The following is a 24,356-nucleotide window of genomic DNA, read 5'->3' as shown; positions in this document are numbered from 1 at the left end:
TTGCGTACGCAATCGGGGCTGACGAGGACTATGTGAGGCGCTTGTCGCCCGGGCGGACGACGCGGAACCACCGGTGACCGTAACCGTCGAGCGGCACCTCGAGCTGACCCTTCCCGTCGGGCTGGAGGACATGGTCGTGGAACAGGTCGACGACGCGGGACTCCGGCTCGATCCGCTCCAGGGTGATCGGAACAGTGTGCGCCTCGGAGCCGAGGTTGTGCAGGGCGACGAGGTGTCCCGTGTCCGTGCGCAACGAGTGCGCGAGCACCGCGTCGTGCGGCTGCTCGAGCAGCGCGAACTCACCCCAGCCGATCTCCGGCGAGTTCCGATACGCCTGGACGAGCGTGCGGATGAACGTGAAGAGGGACGAGTCGGCATGACGCTGTTGCGCGGCGTTGACATACTCGGGGCCGAAGCCGCCCTCGGTGACCGCCGTGACGAGCTTCCGCTTCGGTGCGGACGAGAACCCACCGTTCTCCTGATCGGACCACTGCATGGGGGAGCGCACCGACTCGCGGCCCGAGAGGTCGAGGTTCTCACCCATCCCGATCTCCTCGCCGTAATACAGCACGGGCGCGCCCGGCAAGGAGAAGATGAGGCTGTAGACCATCGCGAGGCGGCGTGGGTCGCTGTCGATGAGCGGGGGGAGACGGCGCCGGATGCCGCGCCCGTGGAGTCGCATCGATTCCTCGGGAGCGAACTTCTCGAAGACGAACTGACGTTCCTCCTCACTCAGCTGGTTGAGGTTCAGCTCGTCGTGATTACGCACGAAGTTGCCCCACTGATTGCTGGATGCGAGGACCGGGCGCGACTGCAGTGACGTCGCGATCGGGCGGGCGTCCTCGCGAGCGAGCGCGAGGTAGAGCGCCTGGTTCGTGACGAAGTCGAACTGCATCGTGAGCCCGTCACCGTCCTCGGCACCGAAGAAGCCGAACTGCTCATGGTGCGGCAGATTGACTTCGCCCAGGAGCATTCCGGTGCCGCTGCGGCGACCCACGTAGCGGCGGACCGTACGCAGGAAGTCGTACGGGTCGTCGGGGGTGTCGTCGTCGAGCAGGTACGGCACTGCATCGACACGGAATCCGTCGACGCCCAGTTGGAACCAGAAGCCGATGATCTTCGCGATCTCGTCGCGCACCACCGGGTTCGCGGTATTGAGGTCGGGCTGGTGCCGGTAGAAGGAGTGGCGATAGTACTGGCCCGACTTCTCGTCGAGGAACCACGTGCCGTCCTCGGTATCGGGGAAGGCATTCTCCTTCTGATTCTTGGGTGGCGTATCGCGCCAGCGGTAGTAGTCGCGATACGGGTTGTCCTTCCCCTTGAGCGCCTCCCTGAACCACGGGTGCTGGTCGGAGGTGTGGTTGACGACGAGGTCGACGATGATGCGGATCCCGCGGTCCTTCGCCGTCCGGAACACCTCGACGACGTCTCCGAGATGTCCGTAGCGCGGGTCGACGCCGTAGTAGTCGGTGATGTCGTAGCCGTTGTCCTTCTGGGGCGACGGGTAGAAGGGGGCGAGCCAGAGGCACGTGACACCGAGCTCCGCGAGATAGTCGATGCGATGGGCGAGCCCTTCGAAGTCGCCGACGCCGTCGTCGTTCCAGTCGAGGTAGGTTTCGACGTCGAGGTTGTAGACGACCGCGGTCTTCCACCACAGGTCGCTCGTGTCCGTGACCTTCATGCGGTCACCTCCACGTTCAGGTTCGGGAAGACGTCGTTCAACATCATCTCCAGGAAGTGGGCGTGCTCGGTGCCGACGTTGTGGAGGTAGATGCGGTCCGCGCCGCAACTCTCGAGCATCGCGAGGTGCTCGAGGAGCGGGCCCGGCTCGGCGGTGATGAAGACGGACTTCGCGACGTCGTCGGGCGTCACGTAGCGCGATACCTCGTCGAACGCCTCGGGTGTCTCGAGGTCCCAGCAGACGGGCGGGTTGAAGATGTTCGACGCCCACTGGTCGTACGCCTCGGCGAGCGCGGCGTCGTGTGTGGGTGCGACGCTCAAGTGTGTCTGCACCGTGACCTCGCCGGTGCCGCCGTTCTCGCGGTAGGCACCGATGACCTGCTTGAGCTTCTCCTCGGGCTGGGCGATCGTCGCCATGCCGTCGGCCCATGAGGCGACCCACCCGGACGTCTGGTGCGTGACCGCGGTGCCGATGAGGAGCGGCTGGACTTCGGGGAGGGACCAGACGCGCGCTCGGTCCACGGTGACGTAGCCGCGGTGCGAGACCTCCTCGCCGCGGAGCAGCGCCCGGATGATCGTGACGCACTCGAGCAGCCGCTCGTTGCGCTCGGGCTTCGACGGCCAGCGGTCGCCGGTGACGTGCTCGTTCATGGCCTCGCCGCTGCCGAGAGCCGTCCAGAACCGGCCCGGGTACATCTGACCGAGGGTCGCGATCGCCTGGGCGATGATGACGGGGTGGTAGCGCTGTCCCGGCGCGTTCACGACGCCGAAGCTCATATCGGTGCTCTCGAGGGCGGCGCCGAGCCACGACCAGGCGAAGCCCGATTCCCCTTGCCGCTCGCTCCAGGGGGCGAGGTGGTCGGAGCACATCGCGGCGGTGAAGCCGGCCTGTTCGGCCTTCTTGGCCCAGTCGAGCATCGCCCGCGGGCCGATCTCCTCGTGGGAACAGTGGAATCCGTACGTCGTCATGCTCGGCGCTCCAAGGGGTCGGGGACGGCGGTTCCTCCGACCCTCTCGCGGATCGCCCGCCGCGGCGAGGGGTTGCGGCTCGTCATGCGCGGACATCGGGTGAGCGGCGCGGGCGTATTCATGAAAAACTGACACGGATGGTATCCGGTCCAGTAGACAGTCCGCCGCGGCGCGGTTCCTCCGACAGCGGCGATGGCTGGGTCGAGGGGCCCGACGGGCGACGGTTCTGGGGTCTCTTCGGAGCGGCCGGTCTCCTCGCGCTCGACCCCGAGCGCGGCATCCTCCTGCAGCACCGGGCCGTGTGGTCTCACTTCGGCGGGACGTGGGGACTTCCGGGCGGCGCGCGCCATCAGGGCGAGTCGGCGCTCGAGGGGGCCCTGCGAGAGGCGACCGAGGAGGCCGGAGTCCCCGACGGAGCGGTGCGGCCCCGGTTCGCGAGCGTTCTCGACCTGGGGTACTGGTCGTACGCGACGGTGCTCGTCGATGTGCTCGAACCGTTCGATGCGCGCGCGACGGACCCTGAGAGCATCGAACTCAAGTGGGTGGCGCTCGCCGATGTCGACGCGCTGCCCCTCCACCCGGGATTCGAGGCGGCGTGGCCGGCGCTCCGGGAGTCGCTCACGCGACGGGCCGTCGTGATCGTCGACGCCGCGAACGTCGTGGGATCGCGACCCGACGGCTGGTGGAAGGATCGGGCGGGCGCCGCGGAGCGGCTCATCGCCGCCGTCGCGCCACTCGCTGCGGAAGGCGTTCCCGCTCCCGCATTCGATCTGCCCGAGTCGTGGTGGTGGCCGGAGTTCGTGGTCGTCCTCGAGGGGGAGGGGCGGGACGCGACTGGGCCCGATACGTCCGGCGTCACGGTCGCGCGCGCAGAGGGCAGCGGCGACGACGCCGTCGTCGAGCAGGTCGAGCGCGCATTCGACGCGGGTGCCGAGCACGTCGTCGTCGTGACCGCGGATCGTGGCCTTTCCGACCGCGTCGAGCGGATGGGAGCCGGCTTCACCGGCCCCCGCGTCCTGCTCGAGCTCAGCGGCTACTGATCCGCGACTTTCCCCTCGCAGTTTCGCCCGGCGATCGCCCGGCCGGCCGCCTCCGTTCGGGGAGCGCTACGCGCTTCGCCGACCGCCACAGCTGTTCGTGTAGCGGTCGGCGAATCACGTAGCGCTCGGCCTGTCGCGCTGCCCGGTCTCAGCGGCGGTGGAGGATGTACGGACCGTGGTGCAGGACGCCGTTGATGAACTCCCCGAAGGCCCAGAATCCGAGGTCATCGAGGTAGTCGATGCGGTCCCCGTCGATCCAGAACGAGCCCTGGAAGGCGTGGGGCCGCCCGCCGCGAGTCTCGTCGTACCGGCCGTCGGCGGTGAGTTCCTGGTAGAGGAAATCGTCCTCGTCGATCCACATGCCGACGTAGGGGCTCGCCGAGGGGGCGACGACTCCCGACCGCGACGTATCGGGTCGCGTCGGAGCCGCAGTAGTGCACTCGCCGTTCCAGTGCACGACGGCGCCGTCGACGACGATCGCCGCGACGGACTCGGGCTGTCCGAGGATGAGTGCGACCGCTGACGCGGCGTCGGGAGCGAGCTCGGCGGGCACCACGGCGAAGTTCGCCGCGTTCCCCGGCCAGAGCGACCCCAGGTCCGAGGAGCGCTCGGCGTTGAGCCCGAGGGCGGCGCGCGCGTCGACGATCACCGGCACGATGACCATCCCGGTGCAGTCGATGACGAGGGCGTTGTCGTCTCCCGCGGCCGTCTCGATCCCCGGTCCCGTTCCGACGATGAAGCCCGGGCCGAGGAGGATGTCGCCGGACTCCATGTCCCCGACGAGCGAGTCGAAGAGGTGGATCCGCGCTCGAGTGAAGAGGAGCGGTTGGGTGTAGTCCGTGGAGTTCTCCATGATCCGCTCGAGGAGCTCCGGAGTGAATGTGTTCGACATGATGGGTTCCCTTTCCGGTCCCCGGAGTCGGGGGCCGTGACCAAGACTGCGAGAGGGGCACGCCGACAGACAGGCCGCGATGCACCCCGGCGGCCGGCGACGCGGGAGGAACCGCGATGCCTCGCTCGCGCGCGGGACTCCTGTCCGCATGGCAGGGTGCGGCCCACCCTGCCTCGGTTGCGATGTGCACGGCAGACTGGGGCCATGACGACGAGTGACCTGGGCGCTTTCCTCACCGCACGCCGCGCTGCTCTCGCTCCGGGCGACGTGGGTGTGCGCTGGAGCGGAGTCCGACGCGTACCCGGGCTGCGGCGCGAAGAGGTGGCGCTCCTCGCCGGCGTGAGTGTCGACTACTACGCCCGGCTCGAGCAAGGACGTGAACGCCACCCCTCGCTCTCGGTGCTCGACGCCCTCTGCCGCGCTCTCGACCTCGACGAGGATGCGCGCGGTCACCTCTTGCGTCTCGCGGACGTCGCACCGGGTTCGACGGCGCCGGCTCCCGGGACGGAGCGTGTCGACCCGTCGCTGCTCGCGGTGATGGACGCGTGGCCGGACACACCCGCTTTCGTGTTCAATCGGCGTCTCGACATCCTGGCGTGCAACGCCCTGGCCGGAGCCCTCTACTCGGACTTCGAGCGGGTGGACAATCTGGCGCGGATGATCTTCCTCGACCCGGTGGGCGCGGTGTTCTTCGCGGATTGGCGTCGTTCGGCGGAGTCGAGCGTCGCGAACCTCCGGCTCGCGCTCGGCTTCGACGCACACGACGCCGCGACACTGGCGCTCGTCGATGAGCTCGCGGCGGGAAGCCGGGCGTTCGCGGATCTGTGGTCCGGGAACGATGCGCGCGGGAAGACGCGTGAGGCGAAGACGTTCGTGCACTCGGACGTCGGGCCGATGACCCTCGAGTTCAACGCCTTCGATGTGCGAAGCGCTCCCGGCCAGCAGCTCATCGTGTATCGGGCGGAGCCGGGGTCGCCGAGCGATCATGCGCTCAAGATGCTCGGCTCACTCGACGCGACGTCGCGCGTGTACGGGTCGGAGGCCCGGGGCTGATGCTGGGCGGAACTGAAGCGTGCCCCTGAACGGACGCGCGGCTGCGGTCAGGAGAGCGGCCACCGCGCGGGCATGAGTGCGCGGAAGAGGGTGATCTCCTCCCCATCGAGGACACGACTCTCGAGGGCTACGAGAGGGTCATCTCGATCACCTCGACGGGCGCCTTCTTCGGGCAGGAGGCCGCGAGCGCTGCGCTCCACGCCGACGGCGGAGGAGCGGTCGTGAACGTCTCCTCGATGTTCGGCATCGTGGGCGGCTTCGGAGGCGGGCCCGGCTACGCGGCGCGGAGGGCGCCGTGCGCACTCTCACGAAGAACACCGCCCTCGGCTGGGCGACGAAGGGCGTGCGCGTCCACTCGGTACACCCCGGCTTCATCGACACCCCGATCCTCGGCGACCCCGACCGCTCGATGCTCGTCGACACGACGCCGATGGGTCACATCGGCCAGCCCGAGGAGATCGCGGCGGCCATCGCCTTCCTCACGAGCGACGACGCCTCCTTCATGAGGGGCGCCGAGCTCGTCGACGGCGGCTACATCGCCCGCCGACCCGGCGGCCTCCCCTCCTCGGCATTTGCGCACGCAACGGACAACCGCGGCCGTAATCTCACCCGCGGTTGTCCGTTGCGTACGCAGTTGCGACGAGGATCGCGGGTGAGCGGGGCGGTGGCCCTCGTGTCGTGCGCGAGCCGCGGAGTCCGCTACGATGGACGAGTTGTCCTCATGGCAACGGGCTGTGGCGCAGCTCGGTAGCGCACTTGACTGGGGGTCAGGTGAGTTGGAGCGGCAAGATGGCTCGAAAACTAAACAACGGGATGTGGCGCAGCTTGGTAGCGCACTTGACTGGGGGATAAGGGGTCTACCCCGCTTTGGTCGGCCCGAACAACTGAAAATGAATGCCACGGGCTGTGGCGCAGCTTGGTAGCGCACCTGACTGGGGGTCAGGGGGTCGCAGGTTCAAATCCTGTCAGCCCGACGTAAAAGCCCTGGTGAGAGTAGGTTTCTCACCGGGGCTTCACCGTGTCCAAGGGTCGTCTTCTGTGGTCCCCCTCTGGTCCCCCCGGCGTAGTGCGGGACGACCGCCTGTGGGTGGTTGGACCGCCTCGAACCCGCTTCCCGTGGATAAGGGGACTAAAAGGGGACCAGAACGCTTCCGACAGCATTCCCTCGACCTCGGAACGCATCACAGGCTCCTGGCCGCTGGCCGGCCGCGGAGAGGAAGGCGTTGGCCTGCTCGGCGGCGGAGGCGAGGTGGCGGTCGTCGGGGTGGAGGTAGCCGCGGGTGGTTTCCATCGAGGCGTGGCCGAGGATGTCTTGGAGGACGTGCAGCGGGATGCCGGCGTCGGCCATCCAGGTGGCCCCAGTGTGGCGAAGGCCATGTCGGGTGAGGTCGGGCAGTCCGAGCTTCGCGACGATGCCGTCCCAGTTGGTGGCGTCGCGGACGGTCGCGGTGGTGAGGTAACCGCCTTTCGGGCCGACCAGCAGGGAATCGTCTGGCTGCTTGCCTGCGGTGAGGCGTTCCAATACCGGACGGAGAGGTTCCAGGATCGGCACCCGGCGCTCTTTGCGGCTCTTGGTCGGCTTGGTCACCAAGCCGCCCTTGCCGGGGAAGACCTGCCGCCGGATCGCGACGAGGTTCTTGCCGAACTCAACGTCCCCGACCTGGAGCCCGGACACCTCCGAGGACCGTGCGGCGAGCAGGGCGGCGAGCATCACGAAGTCGCTGTAGGACTGGTGCACCTTGCCGCACGCCCTGGCGAGCCGGTTGAGGGTCTTCATGTCCGGGATTGCGTGCGCCCGCGGGGAGGACTGCTCGGCCGACTGTCCGCGGAAGGTGTTGCGGTTCAGGCTCCGCTTGGCGCGGTTCTTGGCGGGGTTGATCAGCACCAAGTGGAGAAAGCAACGTTTCAGCCCCCGTAAGGCTCCGGGAGGTCAAGGGGTGGGGTCGGTGAGCGCCTGCTCGATGCGGGCCGCGGAACTCTTGAGCTCGGCCGCGGCGTCGGGGAGCGACATCCGCCCGGCAGGTGCGATCACGCTGAGCGCCCCGAGGCACCAGTCGCCGCGCATCACGGGCACGGCGATCGCTTCGACGTCATCGCCCATCCACGACTTGTTGCGCACCTCGCCGTGCCCGGTGCGCTCGACCTCGGCGATGAGTTGCTCGTGCTGGGGCGTCCGTAGCGCCTGCGCCCGCCGGTCGTAGGCCAGTAACACCTGCCCCGATGCGGACACGAGAGAGAGGTAGCGCTCCGGGTTGCGATGGATCAGCGAGCGCCGGGGCTCGCGCCGCTCGATGATCACCGCCTCCTCGCCGTGCAGCACCGCGAACGAGATCGGCTCCTTTAGCACGTCGACGAGCTCGTCCATCGCGTCGGTGATCGGATGTGGCAGGAAGTCGAGCTCGACGATCGACCGGGCGAACAGCACCGCGCCGCTGCCCGGACGGTACCGGCGCTCCTGATCCTGCTCCACCCACCCGGTTCGGCTGAGGCTCGTCAGATACTGGTGCGTCGCCGCACGGCTCCAGCCCAGTGCCTCGGCAATGCTCCCCAGGGACGCGGGCTGCGCGCCAAAGCGGCTCAAGACCTCCAAGACCTCGATCGTTTTCAGTGCTGTCTGCAGGATCGGCGTTCCGGCCATCGTCGCGTCTCCTTCTTCGGCCGATGTCGTCTGCGTGTTTCGCGTATGTAACTTTGCCGTGAAAAGGCGGTTTCGGGCATGTTCTGGCGATCAGCAGCTTCGTATGGTGGTGTGTGTCAAACAATAGCATATGCCCGTCAAACACTGTTTGACGATGAAAGGCCCTGCACCATGCGAACTTTCCCCGCCATCGCTGAGATCGCAGACCCCGATCGCTTCATGGACCCCCGCCGCCTCGGCGCGCTGCAGCCGACCCGGCTCAGCGCCTCCCGCGCGTTCATCGCAACCATGGTGCGCGACGGATGGCGCATCGAACAGGACCAGCTCGAGGTCGACCGCGCGGGCAACGGCCGCGCTCGCTACACCGTCATCACCCCGCAGGGCGCCGTCACCTTCCTCGCGTTCCTGCGCGAGCCCGCCGGCGGCAACCGCACCTCGCGCATCATCGGCACCAGCTGGGACATGATCGGCTCGCTCATCGACGGCATCGCCGACGATGCTCAGGTGCACGCCACCGAGACCGAGATCGACAAGCTCTACGAGGGTCGCGCACCGGTCGGCACCCTCGTCTGGTTCCGCTCCAACCAGTCGTTGCGCATCTTCGAGCACGTGCGCCGATCCCTCGCCGACGGCCGTCAGCCCGACCTCGCCGCCATCCGTAAGGTCGGCTACCTCATGCGCAACACCGGCCTCGACGGCAACGGCACCTTCGGCACCACCAGCTTCAAGGCGATCCCCGCCGGCCACCCGCTCGCCACCTCGTACTTCGCCCAGATGCTCGCCGCCTACCTCATGCGCGAACTCGCCGTCGACCTCGTGCAGGAACTCGCGCGACTCGACAACCCCGCCGGGGCGGTGCGCCTGTCGATCGAATCCAAGCGGGCCATCGGCGTGGGCAACGGGTCGGCGCTGGGGTTGGTCATGTTCGTCTACAACCGCCCGCTGCTCATTAACGCGTACGCCCTCGCCTACCTCGAGGCGCTGGAGCACGTGCTCACCGCGCCCATCGCCCCAGGCGACGCGCGCTTCGACCGCCTCGAAGAGCTCATCGACCGCGCCATCGCATACCGCGCCACCGAGACGACGCAGTACCGCGTGTTTACCGGCGCCCGCGAACACGCGGCGGATCTGCGCCGCATCCGCACCGTCGTGCGCGCCGCCCGCCGCGGCGACATCGTCACCGACGGCGATGAGACCCCGCTGGCCGCCGTGCACCGCTACATCCGCGGCCGGGTGAGCCCCGACGCCGAAGCGTCGCTGAACTCGCTGCTGCTCGAGCTGATCCCCGAGTACTGCGACCGCCTCGTCGCCGAGAAGCTCGTGTTCGACGAAACGCTCACGTTGGATCCGGCCCTGCCCGTCGCGCGGGTCGCCGAGCTGATTGACACGCGCTTCGGCTGGGCGCTCGAGCTCCCGCTGAACGACGAGCGGAACCGTGACCGCGTCTGGTACCAGTCCCGCGCCGCCGAAGAGCCCCGCTCCGGGCCGCGCGAGGAGGTGCCCGGAGCCCACGAGGTGATTGCCGACTACCCCGGCGCGCTCCGGGCGCTGCGCGCACTGCTGACCGAGCGCCCCGCCGACGAACCTCTGGGGTTCCTGCTGAGCGAGCGGCCCGACCTGATGCAGATCACCGAGCTCGTGCTCTCGCTCGCCGACGCCCCCTACGCGGTGCCACACGCCGACCCGCACGACACAGACTTCGTGCCGGCCTGGGTCGTGCGCCTCATGAACTCCTTTGTGCACGGGCTCGACCGCACCGAGGACTACCTCAACCGCGTCATCCGCGGCCTCATCTTCGAGGGTGCGCCCTACCGGGAAGAACTTGCCACGGCGGATGCCTCGGCCTGGTGGTGGGTGCGCCGCCAGACGACGCCCGCCCCCGTCCTCGACGCGCTCGCCGACATCCCAACGGCGCCGCCGGTCATCGAGATCAAGCCGAGCGAGACCCTGCTCGTGGCACCAGAGTTCCCGGCGGGCGAGCATCTCGTGCTCAAGTACCGCGAGGCCCGCCTGGTCGCGGGTCGCGCCATGCAGGCGCTCAACCTGCCGGCAGGCTCTTGGCATGCCGCCCGCGACTTCTTCGTCACGGCGCTGCTGGCCGACCCCGCCGCCGTCGACGCCTTCGGCGACCTGCTCGCCGGGGTGGTGACTGAGGCCGGATCGACCTCCCACTGGAGCGCACCGACGACCAACCGCACGGATGCGGCGACCACCGTCGACGGCGGCGGGCAGAGCCTGCTCGTGCTCGGCCACGTGCTGCTCAGCCTGCTCGGCGCACTAGCCGCCGACAAACCGGCCGAGGTCACGCTCACCGACCTGCAGCACGACAGCGCACTGCCCGGACTGATTCTCGGGCTCGCCCGCCTCGGCGTCGCCGCCGAGGCCGACGTCGACGATGACGGCACGGTGGTGCTGCGCATCCGCCGCGACAAAGGCGCCGGTGACGGCGGGTACGCCGCCGCGCTCGAAGCGTTCATCCGCGACGGCATCCCGCTGCCGGCGCGCTCGTGGTGGCGCGTGTACTTCCCGGCGCACGCCGGGATGTACCCCGACAGCGATTTGTCGCGCCAGCACACCGGCACCACGATCAAGGACTTCCACAAGCCCGGCCAGCAGATCACGAGCCAGTTCGAGATCGAGGAGCTCATGGGGCTGGAAGACCCCGACGACAGCGACAACCAGTCCGACTTCTTCGCGGCCACCGGCCGCGCCCAGTGAGGCCCCCCACATGCTCTATTTCGATGGATTGAACTGCTCCCCGTTCGAGTGGGACGTGCCCGACCAGCGCCCGGCCCTGCTGAAGCTGCGTGAGGGCGGCGTGGGCGGCTTCATCTCGACCCTCGCCTGGTACGAGGGCGCGGTCGAGACGATGGACAAGATCGTCAAGTGGCGCTGGATGGCCGAGGACAACAGCGACCTCGTCGCCCTGGCCACCACCTCCGACGAGATCCGCGAGATCGCCGCATCCGGTCGCACCGCCATCGTGCTCGGCAGTCAGAACATCTCGTTCCTCGAGAATCGGCTGGGCTTCGTCGAGCTGTTCGCCGAGATGGGGATGAGGGTCGGGCAGCTGACCTACAACATCCAGTCCGACATCGGCGGCTCCTGCTACGAGCCCACCGACTCGGGGCTCTCGCGCTTCGGGCGCGCGGTCGTGGCCGAGATGAACCGGTGCGGGATGGTCGTCGACCTCTCCCACGTGGGAGACCGCACCAGCCGCGACGCCATCGACGCCTCCGACGCCCCCGTCGCGATCACCCACGCGAACCCGTACAGCCTCGCTCCGCATGCGCGGAACAAGCCCGACGAGGTGCTCGACGCGCTGAAGGCGAACCACGGCATCCTCGGTCTTGCCACCTACCGGAACATCGTCGGCGAACACACGACACCGGCCGCTTGGGCCGACATGGTCGCGTGGACCGTCGACCGCATCGGCATCGACCACGTCGCAGTCGGGACCGACTTCGACCAGACCGGCGGCGAACGCGCCCTCACCTGGATGCGGCAGGGCCGCTGGGCCAAGGAGCGGCAGTACGGCGCCGGCAGCAGCAACAATCCCGCCCCCGCAGCCAAGCTCGACTGGATCACCGGGCCGCAGGATTTCCCCCACATCGAGCAGGCGCTTCGCGACCACGGCTTCAGCGACGACGAGGTCGCGCTGATCATGGGCGAGAACTGGATGCGCTTCTTCGACCGCACGACACGGAGCTAGGAAGGATGGACAAGCGCATGGATCCGGTACACACCGACACGCGCGCGATCGAGGTGGAGCACAGCTCCGGTCACTCGTTCGTGCAGGCCGAACATCTCGTCAAGCGCTTCGGCGAGCATCGCGCGATCGACGACGTCTCGCTCTCGATCGCCAAGGGCGAGGTGATCTCGCTCATCGGCCCCTCCGGCGCCGGCAAGAGCACGCTGTTGCGACTGCTGAACGTGCTCGAGACACCTGACAGCGGGACGTTGCGCGTCGGCGATGCTGCGATGACCTTCGACGGCACCCCGGTCAAGCGGGCGCGCGTGCTCGCCATCCGCCGCCACACCGGCATGGTGTTCCAATCGTTCAACCTGTTCCCGCACCTGAGTGCCGTGCAGAACGTCGCGCTCGCCCAGATGCGCGTGCTCGGCCGCTCCAAGGACGAAGCGCGCACGCGCGCCCTCGCTCAACTCGAACGGGTGGGCCTCGCAGCCAAGGCCGATGCGTACCCGAGCCAGTGCTCGGGGGGTCAGCAGCAGCGCATCGGCATCGCGCGGGCGCTCGCGATGGATCCCGACCTCATGCTGTTCGACGAGCCCACCTCGGGTCTGGACCCGGAGGTCGGGGCCGAGATCCTCGCCGTCATGCGTGAACTGGCCGCCGACGGCACCACCATGGTGATGGCCACCCACGAGATGGAGTTCGCCCGGCATGTGTCGCACTGGACCTGCGTCATGGTGGAGGGCGCGGTCATCGAACGCGGTGCGCCCGCGCAGGTCTTCGACGCGCCCGAGCACGAGCGCACCCGCCGGTTCCTCTCTGCGGTACTGGGTCGCTGATGGCCGAGGCGTTCCTGCTCATCGCCGCCGCGACCGGCGCGACACTCTTGCTCACCGTGAGCGCGGCGCTCATCGGCATCGTGCTCGGCGCACCGCTCGTGCTGCTCGCGCAGAGCCGGTCGGCGATCCTGCGCGGCATCTACACCGTGTTCGTGCACGTCGTGCGCGGCGTGCCCGCTCTGGTCTGGCTGTTCATCGCGTTCTTCGGCCTCGCCGAGCTCGGCATCGTGCTGCCGGCGCTGGCCAGCGCCGTCCTCACCCTCGGGATCATCGCGATCGCCACCATGGCCGAGATCTATCGCGGCGGGCTCGCCGCGATCCGGCAGGGCCAGTACGAAGCCGGCTGGGCGCTGAGTCTGGGTCGGTGGAGCCTCGCGAAGGACATCATCTTCCCCCAGCTGTTCCGCGCGGTCAGCCCGACAACCGCCACCTACATCGTGGGCCTGCTCAAAGACTCGGCGCTGGCGTCGATCATCGGCGTGCCCGAGATCGTCTACGTCACCGGGCTCGAAGTACAGTCGCTCGGACACGGCCTCGAGCTGTTCCTGTTCGCGGGTCTGATCTATCTCGCCCTCAGCATCCCGCTCGGCGTGGTCTCGCGCGTCATCCACGTTCGGCTCACTCGGAGGTATGCGGTCCTATGAGCTCATTCCTTCCGACCACACCCGCGCCGTTGTCCTGGCTCTGGGACTGGTATCAGTGGATCCCCACCCTCCTTCCGGGCTTGGGCACGGCGCTGCTGCTGACGCTGGTCAGCGTCGGCGTCGGCTACCCGCTCGGCTTCGGGCTCGCCCTTTTGACCGAGACCCGGTCGGCGCTCGCGCGCTGGTTCGCGATCGTGGTGGTCGAGGTCGGCCGCGGCCTTCCCATCCTCGTGCTGCTGCTGCTCGTGTACCGGGGGCTGCCCTCGGTCGGCATCCTCTTCGACGCGTTCCTGTCGGCCAGCGTCGCGCTGGTGTGGTCGTCGGCGGCCTACTCGGCCGAGATCATCCGAACCGGGCTCGGTGCCGTGCCGCGCGGACAGTTCGACGCGGCCTACGCGCTGAGCATGAACCGCACCGACATGTACCGGTTGATCGTGCTGCCGCAGGCGCTGCGCGTCTCGATCCCGCCACTGGTCAACCTGGGCATCACGATGTTTCACGCGACCTCGCTCGCCACTGTCATCACGGTCGAGGAGATCATGCACATCGCCAACCTTGAAGGCTCGATCTACTTCCGCTACATGTCCGTGTTCATGGCGGCGGCCGTGATCTACCTCGCGATCACCGTTCCCGTCTCGCTCTACGCCGACCGGCTGGCGAAGCGACTCGGCGGCGTGATGACGGTGCGCAAGACCGTCCTACGCCGCCCGGCCGGATCCGTGCCGGTCAGCGCCGAATCCTGACCCACACCCACACCCACACCCGCACCACTCACCTCACTCCTCACAGTTCGGAGAAATCCCATGAGAACCCCATACCTTCTCACCCCCGTGCTCCTCGTCACCGCCGCCGCCGTGCTCGCCGGATGTTCCGGCACCGAGGAGGCATCCTCTACCTCCGCGCCCGACGCGTCCTGTACACCCGCGCACCCCGACGTGACCACCATCACTGAGGGCGTGCTCACCGTCGCGCAGTACCCCTACGCGCCGTTCTCGATCTACGAGGACGGCGAGCTGACCGGGGTCGAGGGCGACGTGATGACCCGCATCGCCGAGATGGAGTGCCTCACGATCGAGGTCGTGCCCGGCGAGTCGGCCGCGATGATCACCTCGGTGCAGAACGGCCGCGCCGACACCACGCTCGGCTCCTGGTACCGCACCGCCGCGCGCGAGGAGGTCGTGCTGCTCAGCGACCCCGTCGTCACCTCTCCGCTGTCGCTCATCTCGACCACCGGCGCCGACACCGCCGACGAGATCGCCGCGATGACCATCGGCGTCGGTCAGGGCCTCACCAACGCCGAGAACCTCGCGGAGCTGCTTGGCGACAACCTCAAGACCTACCCGTCGGGCGACGCCGCGATGGCCGACTTCCAGGCGGGCCGCGTCGACGGCGTCATCATGGGGCTGGGTGCCGCGGTCGAGCAGCTCAACCTGCATCCGGTCGACGGCGCCAGCATCATGCCGATCCAGGCCGACGAGCGCATCCCGGCGACCGTGGACATCGGGCAGACGAACTTCCCGGTCAACCAGTCGAACGAGGCGCTGGTGGAGGCCATCAACGACGACATCGCCGAGATTCGTTCCTCGGGCGAACTCGCCGAGATCGCCGAGAAGTACGACTACCCGGTCGACGCGACCGAGCCCGGCGAACCCAACCTGCTCTGACCCGCTCGGTGTGCCGGCCGTCGCGTCACGGCCGGCATGCCGCACCATGCCGTGCCGCGGCATCCGTCCTTCGACCCCTGGAAAGGAGTCGCTCGTGAGCGACACCCGCATCGACCTGCTCTTTCTCAGCGAGCCCGACACCGTGGCCGCCGGTGTGACCGACATCGCCGCCTGTATCGACGTGATGGCCGAGACGCTGCGGCTGTTCGCCGTCGGCGACTACCGGCTCTCGGGGCCTCAGGCCAACGCGCAGGGGATCAACCTCACCTTTCCCGCCGAGACGCCGTTCCCGCGGATGCCGGTGGCCGGCCCCGATCGGCGGTTCGCCGCCATGCCCGCCTACCTCGGCGGCGACGTGCACTTCACCGGAGTGAAGTGGTACGGATCCAACGTCGCGAACAAGGAGGTCGGACTGCCGCGGTCGATCCACACGATCGTGCTCAACGACCCCGACACGGGCGCGCCCGTCGCTGTCATGGCGGGGAACCTGGTGAGCGCGTACCGCACGGCGGCCGTTCCCGGCGTGGGGGCGCGGTACCTCGCCGCCGCCAACGCCCGGGAGGTCGCGATCATCGGGCCCGGCGCGATGAACAGCACCTCGCTCGACGCGTTCGTCGCGGTGCGCCCCGGGCTCGAGCGCGTGCGGGTAGTCGGCCGCGCCGCCGCCAGCCTCGAGCGCTACCTCGCGAGCGTGCGGGCGAGGCATCCGCAGCTCGACGTGTCGGTGGCCAACAGCGTCTCGGATGCCGTCGCGAACGCCGACATCGTCAGCGTCGCCACCGTCAGCCCCGCCGGAAGCGCGAACTACCCGTATCTCGACGAGCGCTGGCTCAAGCCGGGCGCGTTCGTGAGCCTGCCGGCGAACGTGCGGCTGGATGCGGAATTCCTCACCGAGCGTGCTCACGCCGTGCTCGACAGCCGGGGAATCTTCCAAACATGGGCGAAGGGGTACACCTTCCCCACGCACGAGTCGTTCGGGTTCATGGGGATGCAACTCATGGACCTCGTCGCCGAAGAGCGGCTCGACGTGGCCGACATCGCCGAGATCGGCGAGATCGTCGCCGGCACGCGCCCGGGCCGCACCGACGAGGAGCGCATCCACGTGTTCGGCTTCGGCGGGCTGCCCATCGAGGACGTCGCCTGGGGTGCGCACGTGTACCGCGCCGCCCGGCGCGCGGGAATCGGCACCCCGCTGAACTTCTGGCGTGAGCCCTTCCTCGCCTGATCGGACCGAGATGAACATCCCTGACTACGACGTGGCCGTTATCGGCCTCGGCACGATGGGTTCGATGGCGCTGTGGCGGCTGAGCCAGCGCCCCGGGCTCTCGGTGATCGGCGTCGAACAGTACGGCATCGGCCATCCCTACGGGGCATTCGCCGGCGAGTCCCGGCTGTTTCGCACCGCGTACCACGAGGGCGCCTCGTACGTGCCGATGCTGCTGCGGGCGCGCGAGCTGTGGTTCGAGCTCGAGGAGCGCGCAGGGACGCCCGTGCTGCTGCCGGTGGGCACGCTCAGCATCGGCCGGCCCGACACCGCCGCGATGCGCAACGTGCTTTCGAGCGTCACCGCGCACGGGCTGCCGCACGACGTGCTCACCACGGCCGAGGCACGCGAGCGGTACCCGCAGCACGCCCTCGACGACGACGACATCGCGGTGCTCGACCACCTCGGGGGAGCGCTGCGCCCCGAGCGGGCCGTGCTCGAAGCGGTCGGAGCCGCGGTGGCTACGGGTGCGCAGGTCGCATCCGGCGAAGAGGTCGTCGACGTCTCGCCGGTTAGCACCGATCGGGTGCGGGTCGAGACCAGCGCTCGCAGCTTCACCGCGCGGCGGGCGATCGTCACCGCGGGGGCATGGGCATCGCGCCTCGACCCCGAGATCGCCGCACGCACCGAGGTGCGCTCGGTGCTGCTGACCTGGTTCGCGCCGCGCGCGTCGCTCGACGCATTCGCCGCGGCATCCTTCCCCACGTTTATACGCGACCGCGGCGACGTGCACTTCTTCGGTGCGCCGAGCGTAGACGGCTACACCGTCAAGGTGTCGCCCGGACGGATACTGCCGGCCGCCGCCGGCGCCGATCAGCTCGAATGGCGCCCCGACCCGGCGCTGCTCAGCACCATCGGTCGCAACGCAGCATGGTTCCTGCCGGATCTGCATCCGGAGCCGGTGCGCTACAGCGTGCACCCCGACCTGTACACAGAGACCAAGGTGCCGATCATCGACGTGACCCACGATGGGCGCATCGTGACCGCGACCGCGTTCTCGGGTCACGGGTTCAAGTTCGCGCCCATCATTGGCGAGATGGCGGCGGCGCTCGCCCTCGACGGGGGCCACGCGCTGTACAACCCGGGGTTCCGGGCGGCGGCGCATCCAGTGCTGACTGGCGCGGGTGCCCGTTGAGCTGCTTCTGAGCTTCATCCGAGCTGCATCGAGGACGGACATTCATGCGAGCCACCTATCTCTTCGGCCCCGGCGACGTCGCGGTCATCGACGCTCCCGACCCGGGGCTCGTCGAACCCACCGACGCCCTCGTGCGCGTGTTGCGCGCGTGCGTCTGCGGCAGCGACCTTCATCCGTACCACGGGGCGACACCGCCGCCCGGCGGCCAGCCGATGGGGCACGAGTTCGTCGGTGTCGTCGAGTCGGTCGGCGCGGACGTCGCGACCGTGCGGTCGGGGCAGGTGGTCATCGCGCCATTCATGTTCTCGTGCGGCGCGTGCGACTTCTGCCTTGAGGGGCTGCAGACCTCATGCCGCATCGGCGGCATCTGGGGCCGCGACGGCATCGGCGGCGCGCAGGCCGAGGCGGTGCGGGTGCCGCTGGCCGACGGCACGCTCGTGCCGGTCGATGTCAGCGAGGACGACGAGCGGATTCCGGCGCTGCTCACCCTGAGCGACGTGTACGGCACGGGATATCACGCGGCGCGTACCGGAGGCGTGCTACCCGGGTCGACGGTCGCGGTGATCGGCGATGGTGCGGTCGGACTGTTCGCAGCCCTGTCCGCCGCTCGATTCGGGGCCGAGAGGGTGATCCTGCTCGGCCATCACGAGTCGCGGCTCGCACTCGGCCGTCGGTGGGGGGCGACGGATGTCGTGCCCACGCGCGGCGACGAGGCGGTGGCGGCCGTGCGCGAAATGACCGGGGGAGACGGCGTGCACGTCGTGCTCGAGGCCGTCGGCCACGCTCCGGCGTTCGCGCAAGCGATGGCGATGGTGCGCCCCGGCGGCGCGGTGAGCCGCGTCGGCGTGCCGCAGTACGCCACCGGACCGATCGGCCGCGAACAGTTCGGTGCGAACGTGACGATCACCGGTGGCCTGGCACCCGCGCGGCGCTACATCCCCGAGCTGCTGCCGGGCGTGCTCGCCGGAGACGTGGACGCCGGCGCCGTGTTCGACGCCGAGGTGCCGCTCGATGACACCGGCGAGGGCTACCGGCTCATGGGCGCGCGCGCCGCGCTGAAGGTGCTCGTGCGGCCGTAGGGTCTTTTCGCGCGGGCGTTGGTGTGTGCTGCACCTGCACCTGCGCTGTGCTCGGCGTTGGAGGATTCGGACCCGGATGCTCCGACATCCGGCATCGACGAGGCCCTGCAGGAGCATCTGACCGCTGACGTCGACCGTGCGCGAGCTCCCCGCCTCTCAACCATCGGATCATCTCCCACGTTGGTCGATGAACAAGATAACCGTTAACTTGTTCATTGACCAAGTACAAACTCGTAACTGCCTCCCACGACGCCGGCGAGGACCGCCCAGCTCGCCCAGCCGCCTGTGCTCCCGACGACGATGCCGAGAGCACAGGCGATCACGCCGACGGTCCAGGCCTCGGACCTGATAAGGCTTCGAGTGGCCGATGCGTCCATGCGTATCGTGCGCAAGATGGCGACGTCGCGCCGGCGCTGTTCGATGGTCACGGCGACACACAGCGACGCTCCCCATGCCGCGAGTGCCGCCGCGATGACGAAGCCTGCGGCCAACAGCACCTCCACGACTCGAAGGGCTTCCGCGTTCTCCTGCGCATTCACGGCGCTGCCGGTCACGGTGCTGATGCCTGCCAGCGTCGCCATGCCACGGATGTTGTCGATGGTTGCCGTCCTGTCCGCACTTGGCGCCGTCCCAAGCCACATCGCAGCCGGAACCGCCCCAGGGGGGCATCCACTGATGTGTCTCCAGGAGGCTCATTCCACGGTGGCGAGTTGCGGAAGCGCAGCGACGGCTTTCCGAGGCAGGACGACATTTCTGAGAGCGTCAGCTGCCGAGGGCGCGCGGAGTTCTTGGTTGGTTGACCTCTGCGAAATCCCTAGATAGCGTCGGTCGCATCCATACCTCGCCGTTGACCAGGGGGACCAAAAGGGGACCAGTGCCATGCAAACCATGCACTGCATGAGCCGCCCTGCATGATCTGATCCGTGGAACTACGCGGTTTTCAGCTTGAATCGAGCCATTTGGACGCCTGGGGGTCAAGGGGTCGCAGGTTCAAATCCTGTCATCCCGATGAAAAGCCCTGGTGAGAGGCAGCTTTCACCAGGGCTTCGTCGTTTCTGGATGTGGTCACTGGCTGGTCCACTTGCTTGATCCGCTCGAGCCGCCATCCGCACCGATGGCGACAAACTCATCGAGTAGTGGCGCAAGGTTCCTTACGGCGTCAACGCCGATTCGTAGTACCTGCGCGGGCTCATAATGCGTCTTCAGATTGTGTCGAACATCACGCCTGTCGGTGAAAGATGCGGCAAACTGCCAGAAGATCTGATCCGTGAGGAAATCGTCGTTGAGGTACATCGTGGTGGCGGTCATCGCGTAGTCGAGCGTTGCCCCGCAACGCGTGTTCGCGCCGATCACCAGAACATCGCCGAGGGTGACGTGCTGCGAATGGTGCTCACCGATCCAGTCAGCTTCACCTTCACGAACGATGATGATTCGCGCGAAGCTGTGTGCCATAGGCTCCACCGACTCCCGGTAGCTCACCGTGCGCGCATACAGCGGTGATCGTCGATGGTTGGCTGAGGTCGTGCGAAGCTGTGGTCGTCTAGTTTCGTGTCGGTCGACGACGAGAGAACTCGTCGTGTCACGGCGGATGCCGGGCGGCGCCCGCCTCATGTTCTGAGTCGGTTCACCGCCCGGCGCGCCGGCGGGTCGAGTCAGTTTTTGCGCACGAACCCCGCGGTGATGGCGCCGAGGACGGCGACCGTGGCTGTGCCGAGGAAGAGCCAAGAGAAGCCGCGGGTGATAGCTTCCGGCGCGCCGACGCCGGCTTCGATCAGTGATTCGGTGCGGAGGGCGGCGATGGTGCCGAGGATGGCGAGGCCGAGTGCGCCGCCGATCTGCTGGCTGGTGTTGATGAGCCCGCCTGCGAGTCCTGCTTCGCCGCCTTCAACGCCGTCGACCGACAGTTGCGTGGTGGTGACGAACGCGCCGCCCATACCGACTCCGATGAGCAGGCTCGGTCCCAGAATCTGGGTGAGGAACTGGGCATCGGACGGAGCGAACGACAACCAGACCAGCCCGGCGGCGAGAACGATCAGCGAACCGATCAGGGTCGGCTTCGTGCCGAAGCGGTGGATGATCGACGGCGCGAGGCCTGCGACGACGACGAGGGCCCCGGCCAGCGGAAGTTGGGTGAGGCCGGTGGTGAGGGCGTCGTAGCCGAGGACGGCTTGCATGTACACGGAGAGGGCGAAGAACAGGGCGACCATCGCTGCGCCGATGAGGAGCATCACGATGTTGCCGACCGTAAGGTTGCGGTTCTTGAAAACGTCGAGTGGGACGAGGGGCTCGGCGGTGCGGCGCTCGATGAAGACGAACAGGACACCGAGGGCGATCGAGACTGCGGCGAGGCCGATGGTCAGTGGGTGTGCGAAGCCGACCTGTTCGATGGCGCTGAGTGCGCCCACGGCGGCGACGAGTGCACCGGTGATCGTGGCCGCTCCTGGGATGTCGAGCTTGCCGTGGGCGCCTGACTTGTCGCGAGTGATGAGCAGAGGGATCGCGACGAGGACGATCGCGCCGATCGGGACGTTGATGAAGAACACGGATTGCCATCCGAGGGCAGCGGTCAGGACGCCGCCGAGGAGCACGCCAGCCGCGGACCCGATGCCCGCAACCCCACCCCAGACTCCGAGGGCTTTTGTGCGGTCCTTTGTCTCAGGGAAGAGGTGGGTGAGCAGGGCAAGCGCTGCGGGGGCGAGGAGGGCGGCGGAAGCACCCTGGAGAGCGCGGGAGGCGAGGAGCATTTCGCTGGTAACCGATAGGCCTGCGAGGGCCGAGGCGGCGACGAAGCCGGCCGTGCCGATAAGGAAGATGCGGCGGTGTCCGTAGCGGTCGGCGAGACGGCCGCCGAGCAGGAGCAGTCCGCCGAAGGCGAGGACGTAGGCGGTGATGACCCACGCGAGGGTTGCGGTGTCGATCCCGAGCTGCTGGCCGAGGACGGGGAGTGCAATGTTGACGATCGAGGCGTCCAGAACGACGAGGAACTGCGCGAGGGCGAGGATGCTCAGGGCGAGCCAGCGACGAGTGCTGCGGGTGGTCGGCGCGGGCGCAGCGACCGGGGTGGTGGTGGTCATGGGTGGGGCTCCTTTCGAGGGGATGCGGGGTGCACCCGCGATCCGGTGAGTCAGTGAGGGGATCCGGGGTGACCGGCGTTGCCGGACACCCCGGGCTCATGCACGTCAGTTCCAGAGGCTGAGCATGGTGACGATGGCGAGCGTGAGTACGCCGAACGTGATCCACCACGCGGTCTTCTCGCCCTGTCCGGTGCGGGAGGCGGCCGGGGTGGTCGCGGGGGTGACGTTGTCGGTCATGGTTCTTGTCCTTTCAGTTGAAGGTCGTGCGGAAGGGGGTGATGCATGGTGGTGGTCAGCTCCACTGGCTGAACATCGCGATGGCGATGAGCGCGAGCGGGGCGAGGGCGACCCAGCGCATCGTGGTCTCGTTCTTCATGTCTCCTCCTTTCACTGTGGGAGAGTGAATAGTCACTCACTCTTTCGGATCTACGAAACTGCGCGCGGCGGTGGGATTGGGTCAGTCTGGGTGGCGGATGCCGTGCGACAGGATCTGGGCCCAGCTCGCCGGGATCTCGTCGATTCGGGCAGTGACGATCAGGTGACAGAGCTGACCGAAAGCCATGAACCGCTGCACCTCGTCGTCAGAGCCAACTGAGCGCTGCTTGGCGAAGTTGGTGACCTTGGCAAGGCCTGCGCGGAGTGCGTCTCCGATCTCGGACACGTCGGCGACAGACTGGGCATGTACCTGGAGCATGAGCAGTGTGCGGTCGCGGATCAGGGCGGCGTAGGCATCGCCCATCGACTCAAGCACCGCCGCGGGTGCAGGGTCGACTGCGGCGTCAGCGCCCTCGGCCAGTGCGTCGATGATCTCGTCGAAGCAGACTTCAAGCGCGGCGACAAACAGCGATTCTTTTCCGGGGTAGAGCTTGAAGACGTACGCGGGAGAAATCTTCGCCTCGCTCGCGACATTGGCCACCGTCGTCCCGTGATACCCGCCGCGTGCGAAGGCGCGCAATGCCGCAGCGGCGACAAGGGGGCGACGAGTGTCGGCGGTGGAGAGGATTGAGCTTCGCGTGGTCATGAGAGTGACTGTACACTCACTCCGGGTGATTGGTCAATCACTCACCAGGGGCTTCTGATTCGGAGGTGGACACGATGGAGCGGTTGATCGTCGACGCGGCAGTTATTTGCAGCGGGTTCGGGGGTGCGGTCGCCGCCGCCCGGCTCGCGCAGGCGGGCTTGTCGGTGGTGGTGCTGGAACGTGGCCGCCGATGGGAGCCGGGCGACTTCCCCCGGGACACCGCATCGGTCGATCATGACTGGCTGTGGTCGAGGGACCACGGTCTCTATGACATCCGCTGGCTCGACCGCATGGTGAGTGTGCAGGCCGCCGGGTGGGGTGGCGGATCGCTCGTTTACGCGAGCGTTTTCGCCCGGCCCCCCGCGGGAGGTCTTTGACTCGTGGCCGGATGGCTATGACAGGGATGCCCTCGACCCATACTACGACCTCGCCGCCCACATGCTGCGCGTGCGTCCCGTGAGCGTCGACCCGCTGACTGGGCACGCCCCAGTGCGCACTGTCGCGATGGAGGACGCGGAGCCGGAGACCGGTGTCGTACAGCTCCGCGGTGGAGGTGGGGTCGAGGCTGGCCGACTACGCGGTCTCGATCGGCGAGAGGTGGCAGCGTGGCAGGCCATCGACCGCATCATCAACCCCCAACCGATCAGCTACCTCGGCTGGGTGATAGCTGGGGGCGTCATCGGCTTCCTCGGCAACGAGGCCGTCGCGATCTTCCGCATCCGCGTCGGCCGCAAGATCGGCTCCGCCGCCCTCGTCGCCGACGGTGTCCACGCCCGCACCGACGGGTTCACCTCCCTCGCCGTCGTGATCGGCGGCATCGGCGTGCTCCTCGGCTTCCCTCTCGCCGACCCGATCGTGGGCCTGCTGATTTCCGCGATGATCGTCGTGCTCCTGATCGGCACCGTTCGCTCCGTCGGACGACGACGCATGGACGGCATCGAAACGGAACTCCTCGCCACGGCCGAGCATGCCCTCGAACACGAAGTCACCGGCATCGACCAGGTCCGGCTCCGCTGGATCGGGCACCGCCTCCACGGCGAAGCCGTCATCCGCGTCCACGATGTCTCCCGCGCCGAGGCGAACAGAATCGCCGCAGCCGCCGAGGACTCCGTCAAGCGGCATCTACCCAGCGTTGACGACATGGCCATCCGCACCCTCGCCAAGTAACTGCCTCAACCGGCTTCAGGATTCGCGAACTTACGGGGTTCTGTCTCAACTGCTACGGGTTCGTTGCGGCGTCTCACACCCACCAGGTGCGCCGTGCCCTCATGTTGTCTGGGGTGGGCTGCGCGGATGGTCGGATGACGGTGTTTCGGGATTCCCGAAGGCTTCCGCGCAATCCCGAAACAACGATGGGATTCGTGAACGCGCACGTTGATGGTATTGATCAGTCGGGTCGACGTCCCGGCTCAGCGCCGACCGTGATTGCCTCGACGATCTCGCGGATGGCCGAGGTGTCGGGCAGGCCACTCAGCGCGCCCGGCCACCAGTTCCCCTGGCGGACATCTGGTATCTCGGCGCAGGCGCTACGCACCGGCCACCTCATCCGGGAGATATACGCCAGCGGAGGCGACAACCGCGGCGTCAGCGACTTGTTCGGCATCGGCGTCGACTTGGCCACCCGCAATGCGAAGACGCTCGAACAGATCGATCCGCCTCACCAACGGTGA

Annotated in this window: 25 protein-coding genes, 1 tRNA gene and 1 pseudogene; 17 read left to right on the top strand and 10 right to left on the bottom strand. The window is 68.1% G+C overall.

Features of this window, described 5'->3' with window-relative positions; translation table 11 throughout:
- Nucleotides 1-28: 28 nt before the first annotated feature.
- Nucleotides 29-1,681 (bottom strand): alpha-amylase family protein, encoded by a 1,653-nt coding sequence (locus tag ELQ90_RS16415; RefSeq protein ID WP_128496380.1) that lies wholly within the window; start codon nucleotides 1,679-1,681, stop codon nucleotides 29-31.
- Nucleotides 1,678-2,649, bottom strand: coding sequence for a TIGR03885 family FMN-dependent LLM class oxidoreductase (locus ELQ90_RS16410; RefSeq protein WP_128496379.1), 972 nt, complete (start codon nucleotides 2,647-2,649; stop codon nucleotides 1,678-1,680). Before ELQ90_RS16410 ends, ELQ90_RS16415 begins: the two co-directional genes overlap by 4 nt.
- A 137-nt stretch (nucleotides 2,650-2,786) precedes the next feature.
- On the opposite strand from ELQ90_RS16410, the gene ELQ90_RS16405 reads away from it, so the two are divergent.
- Nucleotides 2,787-3,689 (top strand): NUDIX domain-containing protein, encoded by a 903-nt coding sequence (locus tag ELQ90_RS16405; protein WP_128496378.1) that lies wholly within the window; start codon nucleotides 2,787-2,789, stop codon nucleotides 3,687-3,689.
- A 148-nt stretch (nucleotides 3,690-3,837) separates the two neighbouring features.
- Here the strand turns inward: ELQ90_RS16405 and ELQ90_RS16400 are convergent, their stop codons facing one another.
- On the bottom strand, nucleotides 3,838-4,581 hold the full coding sequence (locus ELQ90_RS16400) for an Atu4866 domain-containing protein (RefSeq protein WP_128496377.1): 744 nt from the start codon (nucleotides 4,579-4,581) through the stop codon (nucleotides 3,838-3,840).
- A gap of 204 nt (nucleotides 4,582-4,785) precedes the next feature.
- On the opposite strand from ELQ90_RS16400, the gene ELQ90_RS16395 reads away from it, so the two are divergent.
- The 4 genes and pseudogenes from ELQ90_RS16395 (at nucleotide 4,786) to ELQ90_RS16385 (ending at nucleotide 6,608) form a co-directional block, all read left to right on the top strand.
- A complete protein-coding gene (locus tag ELQ90_RS16395) occupies nucleotides 4,786-5,634 on the top strand; it encodes a helix-turn-helix domain-containing protein (protein ID WP_128496376.1) in 849 nt (282 codons plus the stop codon).
- 41 nt (nucleotides 5,635-5,675) lie between these two features.
- Nucleotides 5,676-5,858: pseudogene (locus tag ELQ90_RS17230) on the top strand (hypothetical protein); the annotation flags it as partial.
- A gap of 71 nt (nucleotides 5,859-5,929) precedes the next feature.
- A complete protein-coding gene (locus ELQ90_RS16830) occupies nucleotides 5,930-6,385 on the top strand; it encodes an SDR family NAD(P)-dependent oxidoreductase (RefSeq protein WP_208020700.1) in 456 nt (151 codons plus the stop codon).
- Nucleotides 6,386-6,534: 149 nt separating this feature from the next.
- Nucleotides 6,535-6,608 (top strand) — tRNA-Pro (locus ELQ90_RS16385).
- A 155-nt stretch (nucleotides 6,609-6,763) separates the two neighbouring features.
- Here ELQ90_RS16385 and ELQ90_RS16380 read toward each other — a convergent pair.
- Nucleotides 6,764-7,519, bottom strand: coding sequence for a tyrosine-type recombinase/integrase (locus tag ELQ90_RS16380; protein ID WP_243696233.1), 756 nt, complete (start codon nucleotides 7,517-7,519; stop codon nucleotides 6,764-6,766).
- A gap of 45 nt (nucleotides 7,520-7,564) precedes the next feature.
- Nucleotides 7,565-8,272 carry an IclR family transcriptional regulator gene (locus ELQ90_RS16375; protein WP_128496375.1) on the bottom strand — a complete coding sequence of 236 codons (708 nt, stop codon included), beginning with the start codon at nucleotides 8,270-8,272 and terminating at the stop codon, nucleotides 7,565-7,567.
- A gap of 219 nt (nucleotides 8,273-8,491) precedes the next feature.
- Between ELQ90_RS16375 and ELQ90_RS16745 the strand changes: the two genes are divergently transcribed.
- From ELQ90_RS16745 to ELQ90_RS16335, 9 genes are all read left to right on the top strand, one after another.
- Nucleotides 8,492-10,990 carry a hypothetical protein gene (locus ELQ90_RS16745; protein WP_166409144.1) on the top strand — a complete coding sequence of 833 codons (2,499 nt, stop codon included), beginning with the start codon at nucleotides 8,492-8,494 and terminating at the stop codon, nucleotides 10,988-10,990.
- 10 nt (nucleotides 10,991-11,000) lie between these two features.
- Nucleotides 11,001-11,984, top strand: coding sequence for a dipeptidase (locus ELQ90_RS16370; RefSeq protein ID WP_166409142.1), 984 nt, complete (start codon nucleotides 11,001-11,003; stop codon nucleotides 11,982-11,984).
- A 17-nt stretch (nucleotides 11,985-12,001) separates the two neighbouring features.
- Nucleotides 12,002-12,805 (top strand): amino acid ABC transporter ATP-binding protein, encoded by an 804-nt coding sequence (locus ELQ90_RS16365; RefSeq protein WP_208004422.1) that lies wholly within the window; start codon nucleotides 12,002-12,004, stop codon nucleotides 12,803-12,805.
- Nucleotides 12,805-13,449, top strand: a complete 645-nt coding sequence (locus ELQ90_RS16360; protein WP_128496373.1) for an amino acid ABC transporter permease — start codon at nucleotides 12,805-12,807, stop codon at nucleotides 13,447-13,449. Before ELQ90_RS16365 ends, ELQ90_RS16360 begins: the two co-directional genes overlap by 1 nt.
- Nucleotides 13,446-14,192: an amino acid ABC transporter permease gene (locus ELQ90_RS16355; RefSeq protein WP_128496372.1), complete on the top strand. Its 747-nt coding sequence runs from the start codon at nucleotides 13,446-13,448 to the stop codon at nucleotides 14,190-14,192. Before ELQ90_RS16360 ends, ELQ90_RS16355 begins: the two co-directional genes overlap by 4 nt.
- 60 nt (nucleotides 14,193-14,252) lie before the next feature.
- The gene (locus tag ELQ90_RS16350) at nucleotides 14,253-15,113 is read left to right on the top strand and encodes a substrate-binding periplasmic protein (protein ID WP_128496371.1); all 861 of its coding nucleotides are present in this window, start codon (nucleotides 14,253-14,255) and stop codon (nucleotides 15,111-15,113) included.
- 94 nt (nucleotides 15,114-15,207) lie between these two features.
- Nucleotides 15,208-16,338, top strand: a complete 1,131-nt coding sequence (locus ELQ90_RS16345) for a tyramine oxidase subunit B (protein ID WP_243695085.1) — start codon at nucleotides 15,208-15,210, stop codon at nucleotides 16,336-16,338.
- Between the two features lie 10 nt (nucleotides 16,339-16,348).
- Nucleotides 16,349-17,512 carry an N-methyl-L-tryptophan oxidase gene (gene solA / locus ELQ90_RS16340; protein WP_128496370.1) on the top strand — a complete coding sequence of 388 codons (1,164 nt, stop codon included), beginning with the start codon at nucleotides 16,349-16,351 and terminating at the stop codon, nucleotides 17,510-17,512.
- Nucleotides 17,513-17,556: 44 nt separating this feature from the next.
- Entirely contained in the window at nucleotides 17,557-18,591 is a 1,035-nt protein-coding gene (locus tag ELQ90_RS16335) for a zinc-binding dehydrogenase (protein ID WP_128496369.1), read from the top strand.
- Between the two features lie 212 nt (nucleotides 18,592-18,803).
- Here the strand turns inward: ELQ90_RS16335 and ELQ90_RS16330 are convergent, their stop codons facing one another.
- The 5 genes from ELQ90_RS16330 to ELQ90_RS16315 form a co-directional block, all read right to left on the bottom strand.
- On the bottom strand, nucleotides 18,804-19,172 hold the full coding sequence (locus ELQ90_RS16330) for an ABC transporter permease family protein (protein ID WP_128496368.1): 369 nt from the start codon (nucleotides 19,170-19,172) through the stop codon (nucleotides 18,804-18,806).
- Between the two features lie 484 nt (nucleotides 19,173-19,656).
- Complete coding sequence (locus ELQ90_RS16325) at nucleotides 19,657-20,043, bottom strand: hypothetical protein (RefSeq protein ID WP_128496367.1); 387 nt, start codon at nucleotides 20,041-20,043, stop codon at nucleotides 19,657-19,659.
- A 200-nt stretch (nucleotides 20,044-20,243) separates the two neighbouring features.
- On the bottom strand, nucleotides 20,244-21,665 hold the full coding sequence (locus ELQ90_RS16320; protein ID WP_128496366.1) for an MFS transporter: 1,422 nt from the start codon (nucleotides 21,663-21,665) through the stop codon (nucleotides 20,244-20,246).
- A gap of 105 nt (nucleotides 21,666-21,770) precedes the next feature.
- Nucleotides 21,771-21,902 (bottom strand): hypothetical protein, encoded by a 132-nt coding sequence (locus ELQ90_RS17130; protein ID WP_279432146.1) that lies wholly within the window; start codon nucleotides 21,900-21,902, stop codon nucleotides 21,771-21,773.
- Between the two features lie 220 nt (nucleotides 21,903-22,122).
- Nucleotides 22,123-22,686: a TetR/AcrR family transcriptional regulator gene (locus ELQ90_RS16315; RefSeq protein ID WP_128496365.1), complete on the bottom strand. Its 564-nt coding sequence runs from the start codon at nucleotides 22,684-22,686 to the stop codon at nucleotides 22,123-22,125.
- A 74-nt stretch (nucleotides 22,687-22,760) separates the two neighbouring features.
- Here ELQ90_RS16315 and ELQ90_RS16740 point away from each other — a divergent pair, with 74 nt between their 5' ends.
- The 3 genes from ELQ90_RS16740 to ELQ90_RS16305 all read left to right on the top strand — a co-directional run bounded on the left by ELQ90_RS16740 (nucleotide 22,761) and on the right by ELQ90_RS16305 (nucleotide 24,356).
- A complete protein-coding gene (locus ELQ90_RS16740; protein WP_208004421.1) occupies nucleotides 22,761-23,063 on the top strand; it encodes an NAD(P)-binding protein in 303 nt (100 codons plus the stop codon).
- Nucleotides 23,064-23,283: 220 nt separating this feature from the next.
- Nucleotides 23,284-23,853 (top strand): cation diffusion facilitator family transporter, encoded by a 570-nt coding sequence (locus tag ELQ90_RS16310; protein ID WP_341810347.1) that lies wholly within the window; start codon nucleotides 23,284-23,286, stop codon nucleotides 23,851-23,853.
- Nucleotides 23,854-23,987: 134 nt separating this feature from the next.
- Nucleotides 23,988-24,356 carry a hypothetical protein gene (locus ELQ90_RS16305; RefSeq protein WP_128496364.1) on the top strand — a complete coding sequence of 123 codons (369 nt, stop codon included), beginning with the start codon at nucleotides 23,988-23,990 and terminating at the stop codon, nucleotides 24,354-24,356.

The sequence above is a fragment of the Labedella phragmitis genome (assembly GCF_004078635.1).
In the GTDB taxonomy this organism is placed as follows: Bacteria; Actinomycetota; Actinomycetes; order Actinomycetales; family Microbacteriaceae; genus Labedella; species Labedella phragmitis.
The sequence above is the reverse complement of the archived record's forward strand: the minus strand, read 5'-3'. Positions and strand labels throughout refer to the sequence as shown.